The organism is Wandonia haliotis (genome assembly GCF_039523435.1).
Taxonomy (GTDB): domain Bacteria; phylum Bacteroidota; class Bacteroidia; order Flavobacteriales_D; family Crocinitomicaceae; genus Wandonia; species Wandonia haliotis.
In genome coordinates, this window is the sequence record NZ_BAAAFH010000003.1 from 913,246 (window position 1) to 929,770 (window position 16,525).

The following is a 16,525-nucleotide window of genomic DNA, read 5'->3' on the forward strand; positions in this document are numbered from 1 at the left end:
CTTTCTACAGGATCAATTTCTTTAGTTATAACGGAATTTCCTTTTATTTGGTTACAATTTTCCTTTAACTTTTTTTTACAACCATCTTGGGTGAGCACTCTTTGTGATCGGTGGTGGTGGTATAATGTAGCAGTATTTCAGCATGATTTCATGCGTACCCCATGATGGTTTGATATACTTATTAGCAGTAATATCATACGAGTAACCAAAAGAAGCTTTTCCAGGGCCTAAATCCATTGAAGCTCCTAATAAAATAAGGATAGATTCTCCGGTACGGTATCCAACTCCTCCATATAACAATTTATTCCAGAAAAGACGTGCTGTGATATCAGCAGAGAACTTTCTGAAGTCAGTACGCATCAACGTGTTTAAATCCAAATCAAATTCCTGATTTGTCCCGAATAACTGATCGAATCGATATCCTCCCATCAGGTAGTAGTGACGAGAAGTATTGAAATTAACAGTACTTAAAGTCGGATCCTGAAGGATAGACTGCGTCATGTGTGTAGACGAAATCCCAACATAGTAATTCTGCGAACCTTTCCAGTACAAACCAAAGTTCATGTCGAAATTTGTTCCGGAAAATGCATTGGGAAGGTAATTGTCCACATCTGTCTGAGGTGTTACCCAGGTCGGAGACATTGCGAAATTTACGATCCCCAAACCAAGTCCCATACCAAGAGTACCTACGTTAAGGTCAAGGTGATAGGAGTAGTTAATCAGAAGATTGTTTTGACGGTTAAATCCAATCGCATCATGGTAAAACGAAATACCCAGACCGCTGTTGATCCATCTGTCGAGGTTAGCCTCAACATTGAAAACAACAGAGTTAGGAGCACCGTTGAATTTATCCCATTGATTACGATACAAAAGAGTACCACAAATTCCTTCTTCAATTCCAGTAGAGCCGGGGTTGACTGATAACTTGTCATACATGGAATGTGTCATCGCTCTGTCCTGCTGAGCAAAAAGCCCGGAAAGCATAGCCAGTGAAAACACTGATAATACAAGTATTTTTTTCTTCATAGACAACATATTGTAGTGTGCTAAATCACATTAATTAGCATGTATTTTACACCTAATATGGCGACTAAAATAAATAAAATTATTTAGAAAAAAGATTTTTTTTGAAAATGATTTAAGTTTTCCACAGTATTTTGTGAATCCGTCAGAAATAATTGAGACTTAAATCAGTTTCTGGTAGGTTTTCCACCAAAGATCAGGGATTTCATTTTTTGATGCTGTCAAATAATCTTCGTAGTTACAGGGAACCATAAAGTGGCGTTGAAAGCGCGATCCGGATTGTGGAGGATAAGGGACTTCCATCCACCAACGATCAGATCTGTCACTTTTATAGAAGGTAATCTCATCTTTAAAATCCTGAATGGATACAAGGTATTTCGAGTAGCCGGATTTGCTGCCAACCGGGAAGTCATGTTTACGATTATTGATGCCGTCGATCAAATGCCAGATGATTTGTGCTGCCAGATGGTCGTCAGCAAGGTTGGGATTGGATTCGGGAAATAAATTATATAAACCAAAGGAAGTCAGTTTATCACTGAATCCTGCGTAGCGGGCTATTTGACAGGCTTGTTCGCCATAGAATCCATTGGGTGAATCATTGTACTCTGAACGGAAGTCACTGGCGCGAATAGACATAAGGTCAAAGCTTAAGATATCACAGTTGCGAATGAGAGGTTCGGCAACCTTAAAATCCTGATTAAAAGCACCCAGTCTGCAGGTGTCAAAATACATGTTTTCAAAGAGGTCTAATTCCGAAGGCTGAACAAAATAGGTTTGATAACCAATGTTGCTGAAATTAAAGAGGAAATTAGGCTGATGAAGCAAAATAGAGGACAGATAGCCATTATATGAAATTGCTTTTTCAGGATTTCCCAGATCAAATTTGTTGTCGATGACAACCATATTTACAGCCTGTTCAAGTTGTTCATAGCCCTTAAATTGAGCATAAGTAAGGTCTTGTCCACCTCCGATAATAATGGGAATGATGTCTTTTTTGACGAGTTCGCTAATCACGTTGGTTAATGCGAAATACGTGTCTTCTATTTTTTTTCCCGGTCGGATATTTCCCAGGTCAACTAATTTCTTTTTCCAATTTGTTGTTGGCGTGAGATTCGCAAGGTATTTACGAAAATTATCGCGGATTGCGGTGCTGGTTTCCTGAGTATTCATGCCTCTGAACTCCGGTACATATAACAGTGCAATGTCGCCTTTGTTTAATTCAGGGAAAGAGGTTGTATATACTTCTATCTGTGTACCCAGACTTCCGTCAGTAAATTGATTCTTATCAAAATTTAACGGCTCAAAATAAATTGAAATATCATTCATTGTCCCTGACCACTATCCGGTTAATTATTTCTTCTTGCGAGTTGTTTTCCGTGCACCCTTTTTCTTTTCGGGTTGATTCTGACTGATTTCAATACATTGTTCATACGTCAGGTCTTCGGGAACAGCATCTTTCGGAAGTTTAAAGTTGTTTTTTCCGATTTTCAGATAAGCTCCATATCGTCCGTTTAGCAATTGCATTGACTTGTCTTCGTCAAATGTTTTAATGATTTTCGCTTTGTCAGCAGCTCTTTTTGCTTGTATAAGTTCGATTGCACGTTCGGCTGTTATCGTCATCGGGTCATCTTCTTTTCCTAAAGAAGTAAATGCTCCGTCATGCTGAACATAAGGGCCAAAACGACCGTTGTTAACTTTTAGTTCTTTGTTTTCAAATTCACCGATAATACGAGGGAGTTTGAAAAGGTCAAGAGCTTCTTCCAGTGTAATTGTATTGATGCTCTGATTTCCTTTTAGCGAAGCAAATTGAGGTTTTTCTTCATCCTCGCTGTCTCCGATTTGTATCATAGGTCCAAAGCGACCGATACGTGCAATTATGGGTTTGCCGCTTTCAGGGTGTGTTCCCAATGTGCGTTCACCTGTTGCGCGCTCTGAGTGTTCCAGTGTGTTTTCTACATTTTCGTGGAAAGGACCGTAGAATTCTTTTAGCATCTCTGTCCACTGAATCATGCCCTGAGCAATATCGTCAAACTGTTTTTCTACGTTTGCTGTAAAGTTATAGTTCATCACTTTGTCAAAATGCTCTACTAAAAAGTCATTGACAACAATTCCTATATCCGTAGGGGACAGCTTGTTTCTGTCTCGTCCTGTTATTTCTGTTTTTGTTTCTTCCTGTATCGTATCTGATGCAAGATGAAGAACCGTGTATTTTCGTTCTTCCCCTTCACGTTCAACTTTTTCAACGTATCCTCTTTTCTGGATAGTCGAAATGGTCGGTGCGTATGTCGAGGGACGACCTATACCCAACTCCTCAAGTTTCTTTACCAAAGAAGCCTCAACATATCTGGCCGGTGGTCGTGAGAAACGCTGTGTAGCAGTAATTCCATTTTGTTGGAGGGGTTCACCGGGAGTGACTTTTGGTAGAAGCCCCGCTGTTTCTTCTTCCTCTTCATCATCAACATTGGATTCAAGATAAACTTTCAGAAATCCGTCAAACAGAATAACTTCACCTTTTGCCTGAAAAATATCAGATAGCTTTTCGTTTCCTATTTTTATTGTCGTACGTTCAAGTTTTGCATCAGCCATTTGTGAAGCAATAGCCCGTTTCCAGATCAAATCGTACAAACGAACTTCGTCCCGGTCACCATCTACCTCAGACTGGTTAAAGTTTGTAGGGCGGATGGCTTCGTGTGCTTCCTGAGCTCCGGCACTTTTAGTTGTGTATTGTTTGGGTTGGCTGTATGCTTCTCCGTAATTTGAAATAATCGCACTTTGAGCAGCAGAAACGGCATCCTTAGATAGGTTTACGCTATCGGTACGCATATATGTGATGCGTCCGGATTCATACAGGCGTTGGGCAACTTGCATAGTGCGCGTTACTGAAAAACCTAATTTCAGGGATGCTTCCTGTTGAAGTGTACTGGTGGTGAATGGAGCTGCTGAAGATTTCTTTGCGGGTTTAGTCTGTACATCTAAAACCGAAAAATCGACAGTTTTACATTCTTCAAGGAAAGAACGGGCTTCATCGAGTGTTCCCAGATTGTGCATCAGATCAGCTTTAATCAGATCTTTCCCTTTCTTAAATTGTCCTTGTAATTTATAGAATGATTCCGAAGCAAAGCTTTGAATTTCTCTTTCTCTTTCTACTATTAATCGTACGGCAACAGATTGTACACGTCCTGCTGAAAGAGAGGGTTTTACTTTTTTCCACAAAACAGGAGAAAGTTCAAAACCAACCAGACGATCCAGTACCCTCCGGGCTTGTTGAGCATCTACCAGCTTGTCGTTTATTTCACGGGGATTTTCTATCGCACGAAGTATGGCTGTTTTAGTAATCTCGTTAAATGCAATACGCTTGGTTTTGTCCTTTTTTAGACCTAATGTTTCAAAAAGGTGCCATGAAATAGCTTCCCCCTCGCGGTCCTCATCGGTCGCGAGCCATACAGTTTCTGCTTCCTTGGCTAATTTTTTCAATTCGGTTACTAACGCCTTTTTGTCGGGAGATACCTCATATTGAGGTTCAAAATTCTTTTCGATATCTACGGCTAACCCTTTGTTTGCCAGATCACGGACGTGACCATAGCTGGATTTGACAATAAAGTCTTTTCCAAGATAATTTTCAATAGTCTTTGCTTTAGCGGGTGACTCGACGATAACTAAATTCTTGCTCATATTCGGCGTTCAATACATTCTTTCCCGAAATCCGATTGATCTCAGGATTTTTTTTGCAAAATAAATTGAAATTAATTCGAAAAGCAAACTTAGTTTTTTCAGAATAAGAAAAAGGAGAAGAGGATAGGCAGTGAAATGGCTTATGCGAATATGAATATAATTTGTTTATCAGGAGTGTGTTTATCAATGATGCATCTATGAATATTCCCTAAATAGATTTTAAAGAAGTAGACATTTTACATTATTTGTTTTTTTAACAAACTGCCATTTTGTCACCCAAAACATATTGTGTACTTTTGCTTTTTGATTTTATTCAACAGTTTTGAATTATGAGTAATACCGCATTATTTGGCGATAAAACAATTATAGAAGAACGGCAGGGAGAAGCGATGGAGATGGAAGGGCCTGTTGCAAGCAATGGTAAAAAATTGTTTTTGGAAAGTTATGGCTGCCAGATGAACTTTTCCGACAGTGAAATTGTAGCCTCTGTTCTTATTCGTGAGGGGTATACAACAACAAAGAATGAAGACGAAGCAGATGTTGTCTTGTTAAATACTTGTTCGATTCGTGAAAACGCAGAACAACGTGTGCGAAACCGACTGACAGAGTTTAAAAAGAGAAAAGAGAATAAACCATCATTAGTGGTCGGGGTTCTTGGTTGCATGGCAGAACGCCTTAAAACTAATTTGCTGGAGGAAGAGAAATTGGTGGATCTGGTTGCAGGTCCTGATGCTTATCGCGATTTACCTAACCTTATTACAGAAGTAGAGGGAGGACAGAAAGCGGTAAATGTTTTATTATCGAGAGAAGAAACATACGCTGATATCAGCCCGGTACGATTAGATCAAAATGGTGTGACGGCTTTTATCTCAATTATGCGTGGTTGTGATAATATGTGTTCATTCTGCGTTGTTCCATTTACCCGGGGACGTGAACGTAGTCGTGATCCGCACACTATTGTAGAAGAAGCACAGGAACTTTTTGATAAAGGATACCGTGAGGTTACTTTGTTAGGGCAAAATGTAGATTCGTATCGTTGGAATCTTACTAAAAAGGGAGAAATAGAGAATCCGGAAAAACCAACCGTGAACTTTGCTCAGTTATTGGAGATGGTCGCTCTGGTAGACCCTGAGTTGCGTATCAGATTTTCAACTTCTCATCCTAAGGATATGACGGATGAAGTTCTGATGACAATGGCGAAGTACAAAAATATCTGCGAGTATATTCATCTTCCGGTTCAGTCGGGAAGCACGCGTGTTCTGGAGAAAATGAACAGAGGTTACTCCAGAGAATGGTACATTGACCGTATTGATGCTATTCGCAAGTATATGCCGAATTGTGCTATTTCTACAGATATTATTACCGGGTTTTGTACAGAAACAGATGAGGATCACCAGGATACATTATCCCTTATGGATTATGTACAGTACGAGTATGCCTATATGTTCAAATATTCGGAACGTCCTAAAACATTGGCCGAAAGAAAATATGAGGATGATGTTCCTGAAGAGGCTAAACAGAAGCGTTTACTGGAAGTAATTGATAAACAGCAGGCTCACTCCCTGATGCGAAATGAACAAGCTGTAGGTAAAGTATACGAAGTATTGATTGAAGGAACTTCAAAACGTTCTGATGATCAGCTATTCGGTCGTAATTCACAGAATGCGGTAATCATTTTCCCGAAAGGGGATTTGCAGAAAGGGCAATATGTGAATGTGAGAGTTGTGTCGTGTACAGCAGCTACCTTGTTAGGAGAGGTTGTGGTCGATTAATCAAAGAAATTACATGAATTTACAGCAGGTAAAACAACGATTTGGAATTATAGGAAACCACCCTGGTTTAAACAGGGCGTTGGAAGTAGCCATGCAGGTAGCACCTACCGATATCTCGGTTCTGGTAACAGGGGAAAGTGGTACGGGAAAAGAAATTATCCCGCAGGTTATTCACCAGTTAAGTTCACGAAAACACGGTGAATACATCGCTGTTAACTGCGGGGCGATCCCGGAGGGAACAATCGACTCAGAATTGTTTGGTCATGAAAAAGGTTCCTTTACAGGTGCTGCAGGTACCCGAAAAGGGTATTTTGAAGTTGCTGACGGTGGAACTATTTTTCTGGATGAAGTAGCTGAGTTACCTATGCAAACACAGGTTAGGTTGCTACGTGTGCTAGAAACCGGAGAATATATCCGGGTTGGATCTTCAAAGCCACTGAAAACAAATGTCCGTGTTGTTGCGGCTACAAATGAAAATATGATGCAGGCAATCCGCAAGGGGAAATTCCGGGAGGATTTATTGTATCGTTTGAGTACGGTCCCTATTCAGTTGCCCGCACTGCGTGAAAGAAAAGGAGATGTTCATTTGTTATTCCGAAAGTTTGCGAATGATTTTGGAGAGAAATATCGTATGCCTCCTATTCGCCTTACGGATGATGCGGTAGTGGTGCTTGAAAATTATTCATGGCCCGGGAACATTCGTCAGTTGAAGAATATTGTTGAGCAGATTTCTGTTATCGAAGAAAACCGGGATGTGGACGCTCATAAGTTAGTGTCTTACCTTCCGGCAGAGCAGGAAACACTTCCGGGAACGATCAGTACAAATTCAAAAGATGATTTTTCGGAAAGAGAATTGATGTATAAATTTCTCTTTGATATGAAAAATGACCTCAATGAATTGAAAAAGTTGGTGTATGAACTGGCACAGAGTAATGGAGAGGTACATCTTGATCAGGATCAGACGGCAATGCTGAATAAGCTTTATAAAACGATGTCACCGATTGACGAAGGACATATGTTGCAACCCGGAACGTCATATTCTCCTGAAGTTACTTCTTCACGGGATGTGTATTCTGGTAGTGAGGTGGAGGACGTTGAAGAGCATGAAGAGGTAGAAGAGTCTCTTTCGTTGGAAGATCGCGAAAAAGAGCTGATCAAAAAAGCATTGGAGAAACATAGGGGGAAGCGGAAATATGCAGCGAGAGAGTTGGGGATTTCTGAGCGGACTCTGTATCGAAAAATAAAGGAATACGATCTAAATTAACGGATATATGCGTTTTTACCTTAGTCTATTGACTGTTTTTGTTTTGGTAACATCTTGTTATCCTACCAGTATTAGTTTTAAGGATAATTCTATGGATCCGGAATTGAAAACGTTTACGGTGATTAACTTTGAACAATCTGCTCCGAATGCTCCGGTTAACTATCCGATTAGTTTTACGGAATTCCTGAAAGATGGTATACTTGGGAATACGAAATTGAAACTCGATCAATCGGGAACTTCTTCTGCACACCTTATTTTTTCAGGTGTAGTTACTGATTATTCTATTTCTCCGGTTTCTATACAAGGAGATAGTCAGGCTGCACTTACCCGTTTGACTATTTCTATGCGGATTGAAGTGGAGAATACGCTGAAACCGGAGAAAAGCTTTACAGTTAATCCCCGACGATTTGCTGATTTTGATAGTAATCAGGATTTGAATTCAGTAGAGAGCCAATTGTTGGAAGATATAAATCAACAGATTCTTCAGGATATTTTGAATAAATTGCAGTCTGACTGGTAATGAATCTTACAGAGTTAGCACATATTATTAAAGAACCTTTGTTGGTTGGAGGGAGTGTCGTCGCGGATTTAAAAGATTTGTGCGATCGATATCCGTATTGCGGAAGCTTTCATTTGTTGTATCTGAAAAGCCTTGCTGCGGATCAGTCCGTGAAGTTGGAGGAAGAATTACAGCAATATGCTTCTCATGTTTCTGATCGGACTACTCTTTATCAGTTGATTCATTTGTTGGATAATAACAGAAAAGAGGAGGTTATTATTTCTTCTGAGCAGGATGAGAGAACGGAGGGACTCGTTGAAGAAAAACGGGAAGAACCTATTGTCTTTCTTCCTGAGGTGAATTCCATTCAAGAAGAAGAAGAGAGCGGGGCTACTGAGATTGTTCAGGAGAGAGAGTCTGAAGAACAAAATACAGAGAAAGAACCTGAAGTAGAGGAGGGAAGAGAAGTAGAAAACGATCTTCTGGAGGAAGAAGTCCTTAGTACAGCTTTGAATGCTGTATTTGAGCTGAATGTGGATCGGGTTATTCCTGTTCCTGATGAAGAAGCTCCTGTTTCTCCGGATGTTGAAGATCGTAATGAAATATTACCGGTTCCGGAACAGGGGGGAGAAAAGCAAGACACAGGGGAAGCATATACTGATGAGACGGCAGGTGAGCTTACTTTTTCAGGGTGGTTAAAGAAAGGAACTAAGCTATCTTCTTCGTCAGAGCCTGACGAGAATACTGCTTCTGAAGAGGATCGGAAAGACCATGTGAGTAAACTTTTGGATAAGTTTATTGCGGCTGAACCGACGATTTCGAAGCCTCGTAAAGAGTTCTACTCTCCGGTCAGAAATGCCAAAGAAAGTGTCAATGAAGGAAGTGTGCCGGTTAGTGAAACACTGGCACGAATTATCGCATTGCAGGGGAACTATCCGAAAGCAATTGCAATTTATGAGCAATTAATTTTGAAAAATCCGGAAAAAAAGAGTTTCTTTGCAACTCAAATTGCAGAATTAAAGGAAAAGCTTAACAATAAGTAAGATGGAACTATTATTAACACTATTAATTATAATTGCGAGTGTATTGTTAGTCGCAGTAGTCTTGGTACAAAATCCAAAAGGTGGTGGTTTGGCGTCGAATTTTGGTGCTCCCAGCCAGCTTGGAGGTGTGAAAAGAGCAAATGATGTGATTGAGAAGGCTACCTGGACATTAGCAGGAGCAATTGCTGTGTTGACATTGGTTATGGTTATGATGAATAGTGGCGGTAACCCAACAATCCCTTCTAATGATGGTGGAGCAACACAAACAGAAACTCCAGCAGGAGGTCAGCAGCCTCAATAGGAAGAAAAAAATTAGAAAGTAATAAGGAATGCCGATATAGTTAATATATCGGCATTTTTGGTTAGTGATAACAAATATGCTACTACGTAAACATATCCTGCGGATTATAGGTCTTACTCTACTGATTCGGGTCGGGTACGTCGTATTCGCAATTACGGCTCAGAATATTTCGGATGAACTGGCATTTAATCCGACCTTTTCTGAGATCATAGGTCTTTTTAAGCGACACGACTCCTATTGGTACGAGAGAATTCATGACACCGGTTATCCGGAGGTGCATTCTGAAAAAGAATTGGGATGGAATGACGGGGAAAACTTCTATCAGTCTCCGTGGGGATTTATGCCTGGTTATCCGCTGGTTGTTAAAAGTGTTTCATTATTGACCGGATTAGATTTTACTTATTTGGCATTTATTATTTCTATTCTCTTTTCAGCTTTGGCGGCTATTCTTTTGTACTGGTTATCGATGATCTGGTGGCAGGATGCGGAAAAAGCCTATTTGACAACGTTGCTTTTTATTCTGATGCCCTTTCAATATTACTTGTTTATGTTGTATTCGGAATCGGTCTACTTAACCTTTTTATTGGGTGCTTTACTGGCTGTTCATTACCGAAAGTTATGGTTGATGGGGATTTTGCTGTCCGGATTAGTGGTTATGAGAGCCAATGGAATTGTTATGCTGATTCCTGTATTGTTTTACTTGTTGGAAAAGAATGCGCTAAAACTTTCTGATATCGTCTGTTTAAGAAAGGGATCTATTCGATTCCTGATGCCTTTTGTACTACCCCTGCTGACCATGTCTTTCTACCTGTTTTTTCAGTATAAGATGACCGGAGATCCATTTGCTTATTCCACAGCTCAAAAGGCCGGGTGGTACAGAGCGTTTACTTTTCCCTTGTTTTCACTGTTTAACCACGGGAGTTTTACTGTCCAGTTTAATTCTGTATACACGTTGTTATTTTTCTTTATCGCTTTCTTTTACAGGAAACAATTCTCCTTATCGTTTAATCTTATTATCTGGATCAGTTTACTACTTCCTTTGTCAGCAGGGACACCGGTTGCGATGACACGTTATATATCGGTTATTTTCCCTCTGTTTTTCATTTATACGAACTGGATGAAAGACATGCGAAATAAATGGGTCGTGTTCACTCTTGGTTTTGTAGTGCAGTTATGGACATTTTATTACTGGTTAATTTCAGATCCATTCAGTCAGTAAAATGTCAGGATGTCAGAAATGCTGACATTTTTTTACTCCGAATCTGCTTTTTTGGCAAATTTTAGAATTGGCATAAAATTCGTTTAAAGAGTAGCAGTTCAAAATGTAGTTTAAACACAAATAAAAGAGTTATGTCAACAGTATTAAAACCATTAGCCGACAGAGTGTTGGTGGAATCGGCACCGGCTGAAGAAAAAACTGCAAGTGGAATTATTATTCCGGACACAGCAAAGGAGAAACCGTTGAAAGGTACAGTTGTAGCCGCAGGTCCTGGAAAGACAGACGAGCCTATGACGGTCAAAGTTGGAGACTCTGTAATCTACGGACAGTACTCAGGAACGGAAATTAAATTAGATGGAAAGACTTACCTGATTATGCGTGAGTCTGATATTTACGGTATTGTTGAAGGTTAATTAAAAAACGAAAAAAATGGCAAAGGAAATTTTCTTTGATGTAGAAGCACGCGACAAACTGAAAAGAGGTGTTGATGCGTTAGCAGATGCGGTAAAAGTTACGTTGGGACCGAAAGGGAGAAACGTAGTTATTGATAAAAAATTCGGAGCTCCACATATTACCAAAGATGGAGTTTCTGTTGCAAAAGAGGTTGTGTTAAAGGATGTGGTTGAGAACCTGGGAGCGCAAATGGTGAAAGAAGTTGCTTCTAAAACAGCTGATATAGCTGGTGATGGAACAACAACAGCAACGGTTTTAGCTCAGGCGATGATCAATGCCGGGTTAAAAAATGTAGCGTCCGGAGCAAATCCGATGGATCTTAAGCGTGGAATGGACAAAGCAGTTATCGCTGTTGTTGAGAAGCTTAAAGAAATTTCACAAGGTTGTTCGGATAACGATCAGATTAAGCAGGTAGCTTCTATTTCTGCGAATAATGACGAAACTATCGGAGCTTTGATTGCTGAGGCAATGAAGGTGGTTGGTAATGACGGTGTGATCACGGTAGAAGAAGCAAAAGGTACGGAAACAGAAGTTAAAACTGTTGAAGGAATGCAGTTTGACAGAGGATACCTTTCTCCCTACTTTGTGACGAATACCGAGAAGATGATCGCTGAAATGGAGAACCCTTACATTCTGATCACAGATAAAAAGGTTTCTAATATGCGTGAGCTACTTCCTGTTCTTGAGCCTGCGGCTCAGTCCGGACGTCCGATGTTGATTATTGCTGAAGATGTAGATAGCGAAGCATTGGCTACACTTGTCGTAAACAGAATAAGAGGTTCTTTGAAAATTGCTGCTGTTAAAGCTCCCGGATTTGGAGACAGAAGAAAAGCAATGTTGGAAGATATCGCTGTTCTTACCGGTGGACAGGTAATTTCCGAAGAGCGTGGTCTGAAATTAGAAAATGCTACATTGGATATGTTAGGTTCTGCTGAAAAAGTAGAAATTGACAAGGATAATACGATAGTAGTAAACGGTAGCGGTCAGAAAGCTGATATTGATGCTCGGGTAGCACAGATTCGTGCGCAGATTGAAACGACTACTTCAGATTATGATAAGGAAAAACTACAGGAACGTCTGGCTAAATTGGCAGGTGGAGTTGCAGTATTGTATATCGGTGCAGCTACCGAAGTAGAAATGAAGGAGAAAAAAGATCGGGTAGATGATGCACTTGCTGCTACGAGAGCGGCTGTTGAAGAAGGTATCGTACCTGGAGGTGGTGTTGCTCTTATTCGTGCTATCGATATCCTTGAAGGAATGAAGGGCGAGAATGAAGACGAGACAACTGGAATAGCTATCGTAAAACGTGCTATTGAGGAACCGCTTCGCCAAATTATTGCTAATGCAGGTGGGGAAGGTGCAGTTATTGTACAAAAAGTGCGTGAAGGAAAAGATGATTTCGGATACAATGCACGTACGGAAACTTTTGAAAATCTGTTTGCTTCAGGAGTAATCGATCCTACAAAAGTGACGCGTATCGCTATCGAGAATGCATCCTCTATCGCAGGAATGTTGTTAACAACAGAATGTGTGATTGCGGATGAGCCGGAAGAAGCAGGAGCGGGAATGCCGGGTGGTATGCCAGGCGGAATGCCGGGAATGATGTAATCCTAAACAGGCATTTTCAAATCGGTATCCTATTTCCCGACTTGTTTCGGATAATATGGCCGACAATATATAGAGAAGCCGTTCGTCGTAAGATGAACGGCTTTTTCAGTTTTTAATGGGAAGCAAAGATTATCTTTGTACAAAATTTTAACCATGAGCGATAACGTAATCACAGTAACTATAATTGACAGAGAAGGGGCAGCACATCAACTGGAAGGACCTACGGACATGAATATGAATATCATGGAGCTATGCAAAGCTTATGAATTGCCTGTAGAAGGAGCTTGCGGAGGGATGGCAATGTGTGCCACTTGTCAGTGTTATCTTGAATCGGACATAGAACTTCCTGAACAAAGTGATGCTGAATTGGATATGCTGGATCAGGCCTTCTTTGTGAAAGATAATTCGCGTTTGGGATGTCAGATTCAATTAACAGATGAAATCGACGGTATCATTCTTCGATTGGCTCCTGAAGCTTGATTTAGAAAACAAAAACCAATCCCAGACGAAGCGAAAGTATACTGAACATTCCTTCATGTGCCAATGCATCCTGAAAATCTGCGTTCAGTATTCGTTCGGATATCCGTTCCATATCTGAGTTGGTATCAAATAATGTCTCATTAGCCATTCTTTTCCCCCGATTAGGGAAAGCGTAACCAACACGCATGTCGTAACCGAACTCAATCATCATAAAACGAGTGATCGGGTAGTTAATACTTGCTGAATAAAAGAAATCAAGACCCCAGTAGTTATTTTTAAACCCTTCGGGAGCTATAAGCTGATGTGTTTCAAGAGGCCCTGTCGCTCCATATTCTCCTGGAAGTATAGGACTTCCTGCAAAATAATACTCTTTATTCGTATTCATTTGCATTACCGAGAAACCTAGTCCAAATGTATGACTGATTCCCATAGGTAAAAGAGACTTCTTAGGTGATAGTGTAATCACTGGTCGAAGAGAAAATACATTAAACTTAGGTGAGCTAATTCTACTTGGGTTAATCGTATAATTACCATAATTATTCCCATAGTAGTCATAATCACTATAGGAATAATAAGCGGAGCCAAAGACATTACTACTTGCCTGATAAGTTGTGTATTGCCCCATAATACCGATTGCAAGATTCCTTTTAATCAGACGTTTGTAAGAAAAGTTAACATTCCATTTAAACAGATTTTTTTTCTCATCAAAACTATCATCGGATTCATTATACTTATTATAGTTAAGATTGTTAACTTCTCCTACTTCAGGTAAGATAATCGGAAGTACCCGAATTCCTCCTCCTGTGCTGATAGAGAACATATTCTTTTTCCCCAGAAATCCTGAATTTTGTGCATGCGTATTGGCAAGAACAACAAGTAGAAACAGGGATGTTAGCGTGTATTTATTGAAAGTAGTCATTGCTTTTATTGATCTGAGGTTTTATTAATTTGATTAAGGAAGTCATACATAAGTGCTTCCATTTCCATTTTAGAGGTGAATCCTGAAATCTGTTGATTGGTAAAGACGTTGAAAGCATAAGTTTCAAGATCAAAAACAGCCACACCAAAATTTGTGTAGAAAGATTTCATAAAAGTCACCGGTCCGGCGATTAGCCAAACGGGAGGGAAGATACTGTAGAATACAATTTTTCGGGGAGATAAGCGCTGGTGTACTGATTGAATAATAATAAACGCCACTTTTCCGGTACCGAAATCATTTATAATTTCTTTGTTAAGATTGTAATCAACCGGAAAAACACTTACCTCTTCGTATTCGATAAGGTGAGAAAGGCTGTTAACCAAAGCTGCTTTTTGATTGTACATATAGGTTCCGTGTGATTTGTATTCAAGTGATCCAACTTTGTATACACTTACGTTTGAATTTCCATGAAACCTCTCCACTACTTCACGCAGGTCTATTTCCAGTTCTTCTGACTTTTCGATATCGATATCATTCCCTTTTACCTGAATGGCGCGGGGCTCTAACAGGATAATCTCTTCAAGTCCCATCTGGATTTTTTCTTTGTCTTCCTGCTTTTTTAATTGTTTTCTTTCCGAGTAAGCAAGCTGACGTTTTTTCTCTTCCTCTTCTTCTTTCGCTTCCAGATCACTTTTGTGCGAGTCGTAGGATTGTTTGAAATGATCGTCTTTAATGATATCAGATAACGCATATAGATAAAAGTCATCCTCGTCGAATTTATCATCTTTAGAAGTTGCGACTTCTTTTGCCCCGGTACTTCTCTTTATTTTTTCGTATTTAGAGAGTTCTTTTTCCTCTTTTACAACTTCTGTAGTATCAGTGGAAGTAAGACTATCAGCTTTGTTTAACTCATCCAGACTTTTTTGGAAAGCATCGTAAGCTTCCTGAAAGCTAATTTCGTAATAATCACTGATCTTGAAATTCTTTTCACGGGCAAGGTGTTGTACAGCATATTGGTAGATCGCTTCAACTTCACCATCTTCAGGAAATTGTTGCTTTACATCTGCTACTTGTCGGAACGCAACGGTTACAAGTTGCTTCTTGTCCAGTTTTTTCAGGAGTTGATGAAGTTGGTGAGGGTCTCCCTGTACCTTTGACGGAGAAGTCGTTACTGAAGTGTATCGGCCTTCTACTTTAAAAGCAAGTAATCCTGCCCAGGCTTTTGCTTTGCAAACCTGCAGGTACTTATTATTCGGAAACTCCTGCTCAAGTAGGTAAATACTGTAAATAGCATCTCCGTAACGGAATGCGTACAGGTCATTACGAACGGTTTCAAATCTTGCAATGTTTCGTACATGATAAAAATCTTCTTCCGGAAGAAGGAATTGAGCTTCTCCCCAATTGTTAATATTCTCAACAATGTCAAGAATCATTTCACTTCTGGACTGAATGTTGGGGTGAGAACTCTTAGAGTCATCATAATCTTTTTCTACGGAGATGTCCGGAAACTCGGTTTCAAAGTAGCTCTCCGGAATAACCAGTTGATCCGTATTCCAGTAGGTTGAAGGAATAGATTTCAGATCAAAAGGCAAATAGGAGTACAATAATACATCGAATACATCAAAAAGTTCCTCTTTGGAATATCCAGCTGCATTGTATAGCTCAATTCCCACGCCATCCGCTTCGAACTCTTTTTCTTTGGAGTACTGGCTGAGTTGCTTAATCTTACTATCATTATTTACTCTTGATCGTGCAATTTCAACATTTTCCTTATACCCTTCAACAACGTGCTCTTTTTGGTAGTGAGCAATTTCGTGAGCGAGTACAAAAGCAAGTTGTGCTTCGTTGGAAAGCTGTGCTAAAAGTCCCTCTGTTACAAAGATGATTCCCTGTTTGGTTGAAAATGCATTTACTACATTTGAACGAAGAATATAGAAGCGGATATCAGAATTCTTTCCTGTAATTTTCTCTCCGACACGTGTGACATATTCTGTCATCTCATCACCGTAGATAACTCTTCCTGAACGTAGGATTTCATCAATACCATAATGAATTCCCTTGATAAACTCTTTACTTTCTTTCTTCCCCAGACCGTCAATTACGATGTCTTTTTCTTCATTGACTTTTTCGAAGGTCATTAAAGCAAAGTCATCCGGCATATCTCCTCTTGACTGTATCGGAGTGAAATTACTGAAGTCCGTTTTTTGGGCCGTAACAAATAAAGACAGTCCCAGGGTAAACAAAGGGATTAAAGTGAACTTTTTCATTCGAA

General features: G+C 39.9%; 14 protein-coding genes. 9 read left to right on the top strand and 5 right to left on the bottom strand.

Translation table 11 applies throughout. The features are described 5' to 3' along the window. Nucleotides 1–75 precede the first annotated feature (75 nt). The 3 genes from ABDZ97_RS04635 to topA all read right to left on the bottom strand — a co-directional run bounded on the left by ABDZ97_RS04635 (nucleotide 76) and on the right by topA (nucleotide 4,695). The gene (locus ABDZ97_RS04635) at nucleotides 76–1,026 is read right to left on the bottom strand and encodes a PorP/SprF family type IX secretion system membrane protein (RefSeq protein ID WP_343785394.1); all 951 of its coding nucleotides are present in this window, start codon (nucleotides 1,024–1,026) and stop codon (nucleotides 76–78) included. Between the two features lie 159 nt (nucleotides 1,027–1,185). Beyond that, nucleotides 1,186–2,349: a formimidoylglutamase gene (locus ABDZ97_RS04640; RefSeq protein WP_343785395.1), complete on the bottom strand. Its 1,164-nt coding sequence runs from the start codon at nucleotides 2,347–2,349 to the stop codon at nucleotides 1,186–1,188. Nucleotides 2,350–2,373: 24 nt separating this feature from the next. Further along, nucleotides 2,374–4,695, bottom strand: coding sequence for a type I DNA topoisomerase (gene topA, locus ABDZ97_RS04645; protein ID WP_343785396.1), 2,322 nt, complete (start codon nucleotides 4,693–4,695; stop codon nucleotides 2,374–2,376). A 329-nt stretch (nucleotides 4,696–5,024) separates the two neighbouring features. On the opposite strand from topA, the gene miaB reads away from it, so the two are divergent. The 9 genes from miaB (at nucleotide 5,025) to ABDZ97_RS04690 (ending at nucleotide 13,334) form a co-directional block, all read left to right on the top strand. After that, the gene (gene miaB, locus ABDZ97_RS04650) at nucleotides 5,025–6,467 is read left to right on the top strand and encodes a tRNA (N6-isopentenyl adenosine(37)-C2)-methylthiotransferase MiaB (RefSeq protein WP_343785397.1); all 1,443 of its coding nucleotides are present in this window, start codon (nucleotides 5,025–5,027) and stop codon (nucleotides 6,465–6,467) included. Between the two features lie 13 nt (nucleotides 6,468–6,480). Next, on the top strand, nucleotides 6,481–7,731 hold the full coding sequence (locus ABDZ97_RS04655) for a sigma-54 interaction domain-containing protein (RefSeq protein ID WP_343785398.1): 1,251 nt from the start codon (nucleotides 6,481–6,483) through the stop codon (nucleotides 7,729–7,731). A 7-nt stretch (nucleotides 7,732–7,738) separates the two neighbouring features. Beyond that, nucleotides 7,739–8,251, top strand: coding sequence for an LPS assembly lipoprotein LptE (gene lptE, locus ABDZ97_RS04660; protein ID WP_343785399.1), 513 nt, complete (start codon nucleotides 7,739–7,741; stop codon nucleotides 8,249–8,251). Continuing rightward, on the top strand, nucleotides 8,251–9,273 hold the full coding sequence (locus tag ABDZ97_RS04665; protein ID WP_343785400.1) for a hypothetical protein: 1,023 nt from the start codon (nucleotides 8,251–8,253) through the stop codon (nucleotides 9,271–9,273). Before lptE ends, ABDZ97_RS04665 begins: the two co-directional genes overlap by 1 nt. A gap of 1 nt (nucleotide 9,274) precedes the next feature. Next, nucleotides 9,275–9,574: a preprotein translocase subunit SecG gene (gene secG / locus ABDZ97_RS04670; protein ID WP_343785402.1), complete on the top strand. Its 300-nt coding sequence runs from the start codon at nucleotides 9,275–9,277 to the stop codon at nucleotides 9,572–9,574. Between the two features lie 76 nt (nucleotides 9,575–9,650). Further along, nucleotides 9,651–10,793: a glycosyltransferase family protein gene (locus ABDZ97_RS04675; protein ID WP_343785403.1), complete on the top strand. Its 1,143-nt coding sequence runs from the start codon at nucleotides 9,651–9,653 to the stop codon at nucleotides 10,791–10,793. Nucleotides 10,794–10,924: 131 nt separating this feature from the next. Then, nucleotides 10,925–11,206, top strand: coding sequence for a co-chaperone GroES (locus ABDZ97_RS04680; protein WP_343785404.1), 282 nt, complete (start codon nucleotides 10,925–10,927; stop codon nucleotides 11,204–11,206). Nucleotides 11,207–11,222: 16 nt separating this feature from the next. Further along, nucleotides 11,223–12,854 carry a chaperonin GroEL gene (groL, locus tag ABDZ97_RS04685; RefSeq protein ID WP_343785405.1) on the top strand — a complete coding sequence of 544 codons (1,632 nt, stop codon included), beginning with the start codon at nucleotides 11,223–11,225 and terminating at the stop codon, nucleotides 12,852–12,854. A 153-nt stretch (nucleotides 12,855–13,007) separates the two neighbouring features. Further along, on the top strand, nucleotides 13,008–13,334 hold the full coding sequence (locus tag ABDZ97_RS04690; RefSeq protein ID WP_343785406.1) for a 2Fe-2S iron-sulfur cluster-binding protein: 327 nt from the start codon (nucleotides 13,008–13,010) through the stop codon (nucleotides 13,332–13,334). Nucleotide 13,335: 1 nt separating this feature from the next. On the opposite strand, the gene ABDZ97_RS04695 is transcribed toward ABDZ97_RS04690, so the two are convergent. Together ABDZ97_RS04695 and ABDZ97_RS04700 are read right to left on the bottom strand one after the other, a co-directional pair. Continuing rightward, complete coding sequence (locus ABDZ97_RS04695) at nucleotides 13,336–14,253, bottom strand: hypothetical protein (RefSeq protein WP_343785407.1); 918 nt, start codon at nucleotides 14,251–14,253, stop codon at nucleotides 13,336–13,338. Between the two features lie 5 nt (nucleotides 14,254–14,258). Beyond that, nucleotides 14,259–16,520: a M48 family metallopeptidase gene (locus ABDZ97_RS04700; RefSeq protein ID WP_343785408.1), complete on the bottom strand. Its 2,262-nt coding sequence runs from the start codon at nucleotides 16,518–16,520 to the stop codon at nucleotides 14,259–14,261. Nucleotides 16,521–16,525 lie beyond the last annotated feature (5 nt).

Bases quoted from the DNA above. Each gene is read 5' to 3' on its own strand.
- ABDZ97_RS04655 (WP_343785398.1), top strand. From the start codon at position 6,481: ATGAATTTACAGCAGGTAAAACAACGATTTGGAATTATAGGAAACCAC.
- ABDZ97_RS04640 (WP_343785395.1), bottom strand. From the start codon at position 2,349: ATGAATGATATTTCAATTTATTTTGAGCCGTTAAATTTTGATAAGAAT.
- ABDZ97_RS04675 (WP_343785403.1), top strand. From the start codon at position 9,651: ATGCTACTACGTAAACATATCCTGCGGATTATAGGTCTTACTCTACTG.
- miaB (WP_343785397.1), top strand. From the start codon at position 5,025: ATGAGTAATACCGCATTATTTGGCGATAAAACAATTATAGAAGAACGG.
- ABDZ97_RS04695 (WP_343785407.1), bottom strand. From the start codon at position 14,253: ATGACTACTTTCAATAAATACACGCTAACATCCCTGTTTCTACTTGTT.
- ABDZ97_RS04635 (WP_343785394.1), bottom strand. From the start codon at position 1,026: ATGAAGAAAAAAATACTTGTATTATCAGTGTTTTCACTGGCTATGCTT.
- ABDZ97_RS04665 (WP_343785400.1), top strand. From the start codon at position 8,251: ATGAATCTTACAGAGTTAGCACATATTATTAAAGAACCTTTGTTGGTT.
- groL (WP_343785405.1), top strand. From the start codon at position 11,223: ATGGCAAAGGAAATTTTCTTTGATGTAGAAGCACGCGACAAACTGAAA.
- ABDZ97_RS04700 (WP_343785408.1), bottom strand. From the start codon at position 16,520: ATGAAAAAGTTCACTTTAATCCCTTTGTTTACCCTGGGACTGTCTTTA.
- topA (WP_343785396.1), bottom strand. From the start codon at position 4,695: ATGAGCAAGAATTTAGTTATCGTCGAGTCACCCGCTAAAGCAAAGACT.
- ABDZ97_RS04680 (WP_343785404.1), top strand. From the start codon at position 10,925: ATGTCAACAGTATTAAAACCATTAGCCGACAGAGTGTTGGTGGAATCG.
- ABDZ97_RS04690 (WP_343785406.1), top strand. From the start codon at position 13,008: ATGAGCGATAACGTAATCACAGTAACTATAATTGACAGAGAAGGGGCA.
- lptE (WP_343785399.1), top strand. From the start codon at position 7,739: ATGCGTTTTTACCTTAGTCTATTGACTGTTTTTGTTTTGGTAACATCT.
- secG (WP_343785402.1), top strand. From the start codon at position 9,275: ATGGAACTATTATTAACACTATTAATTATAATTGCGAGTGTATTGTTA.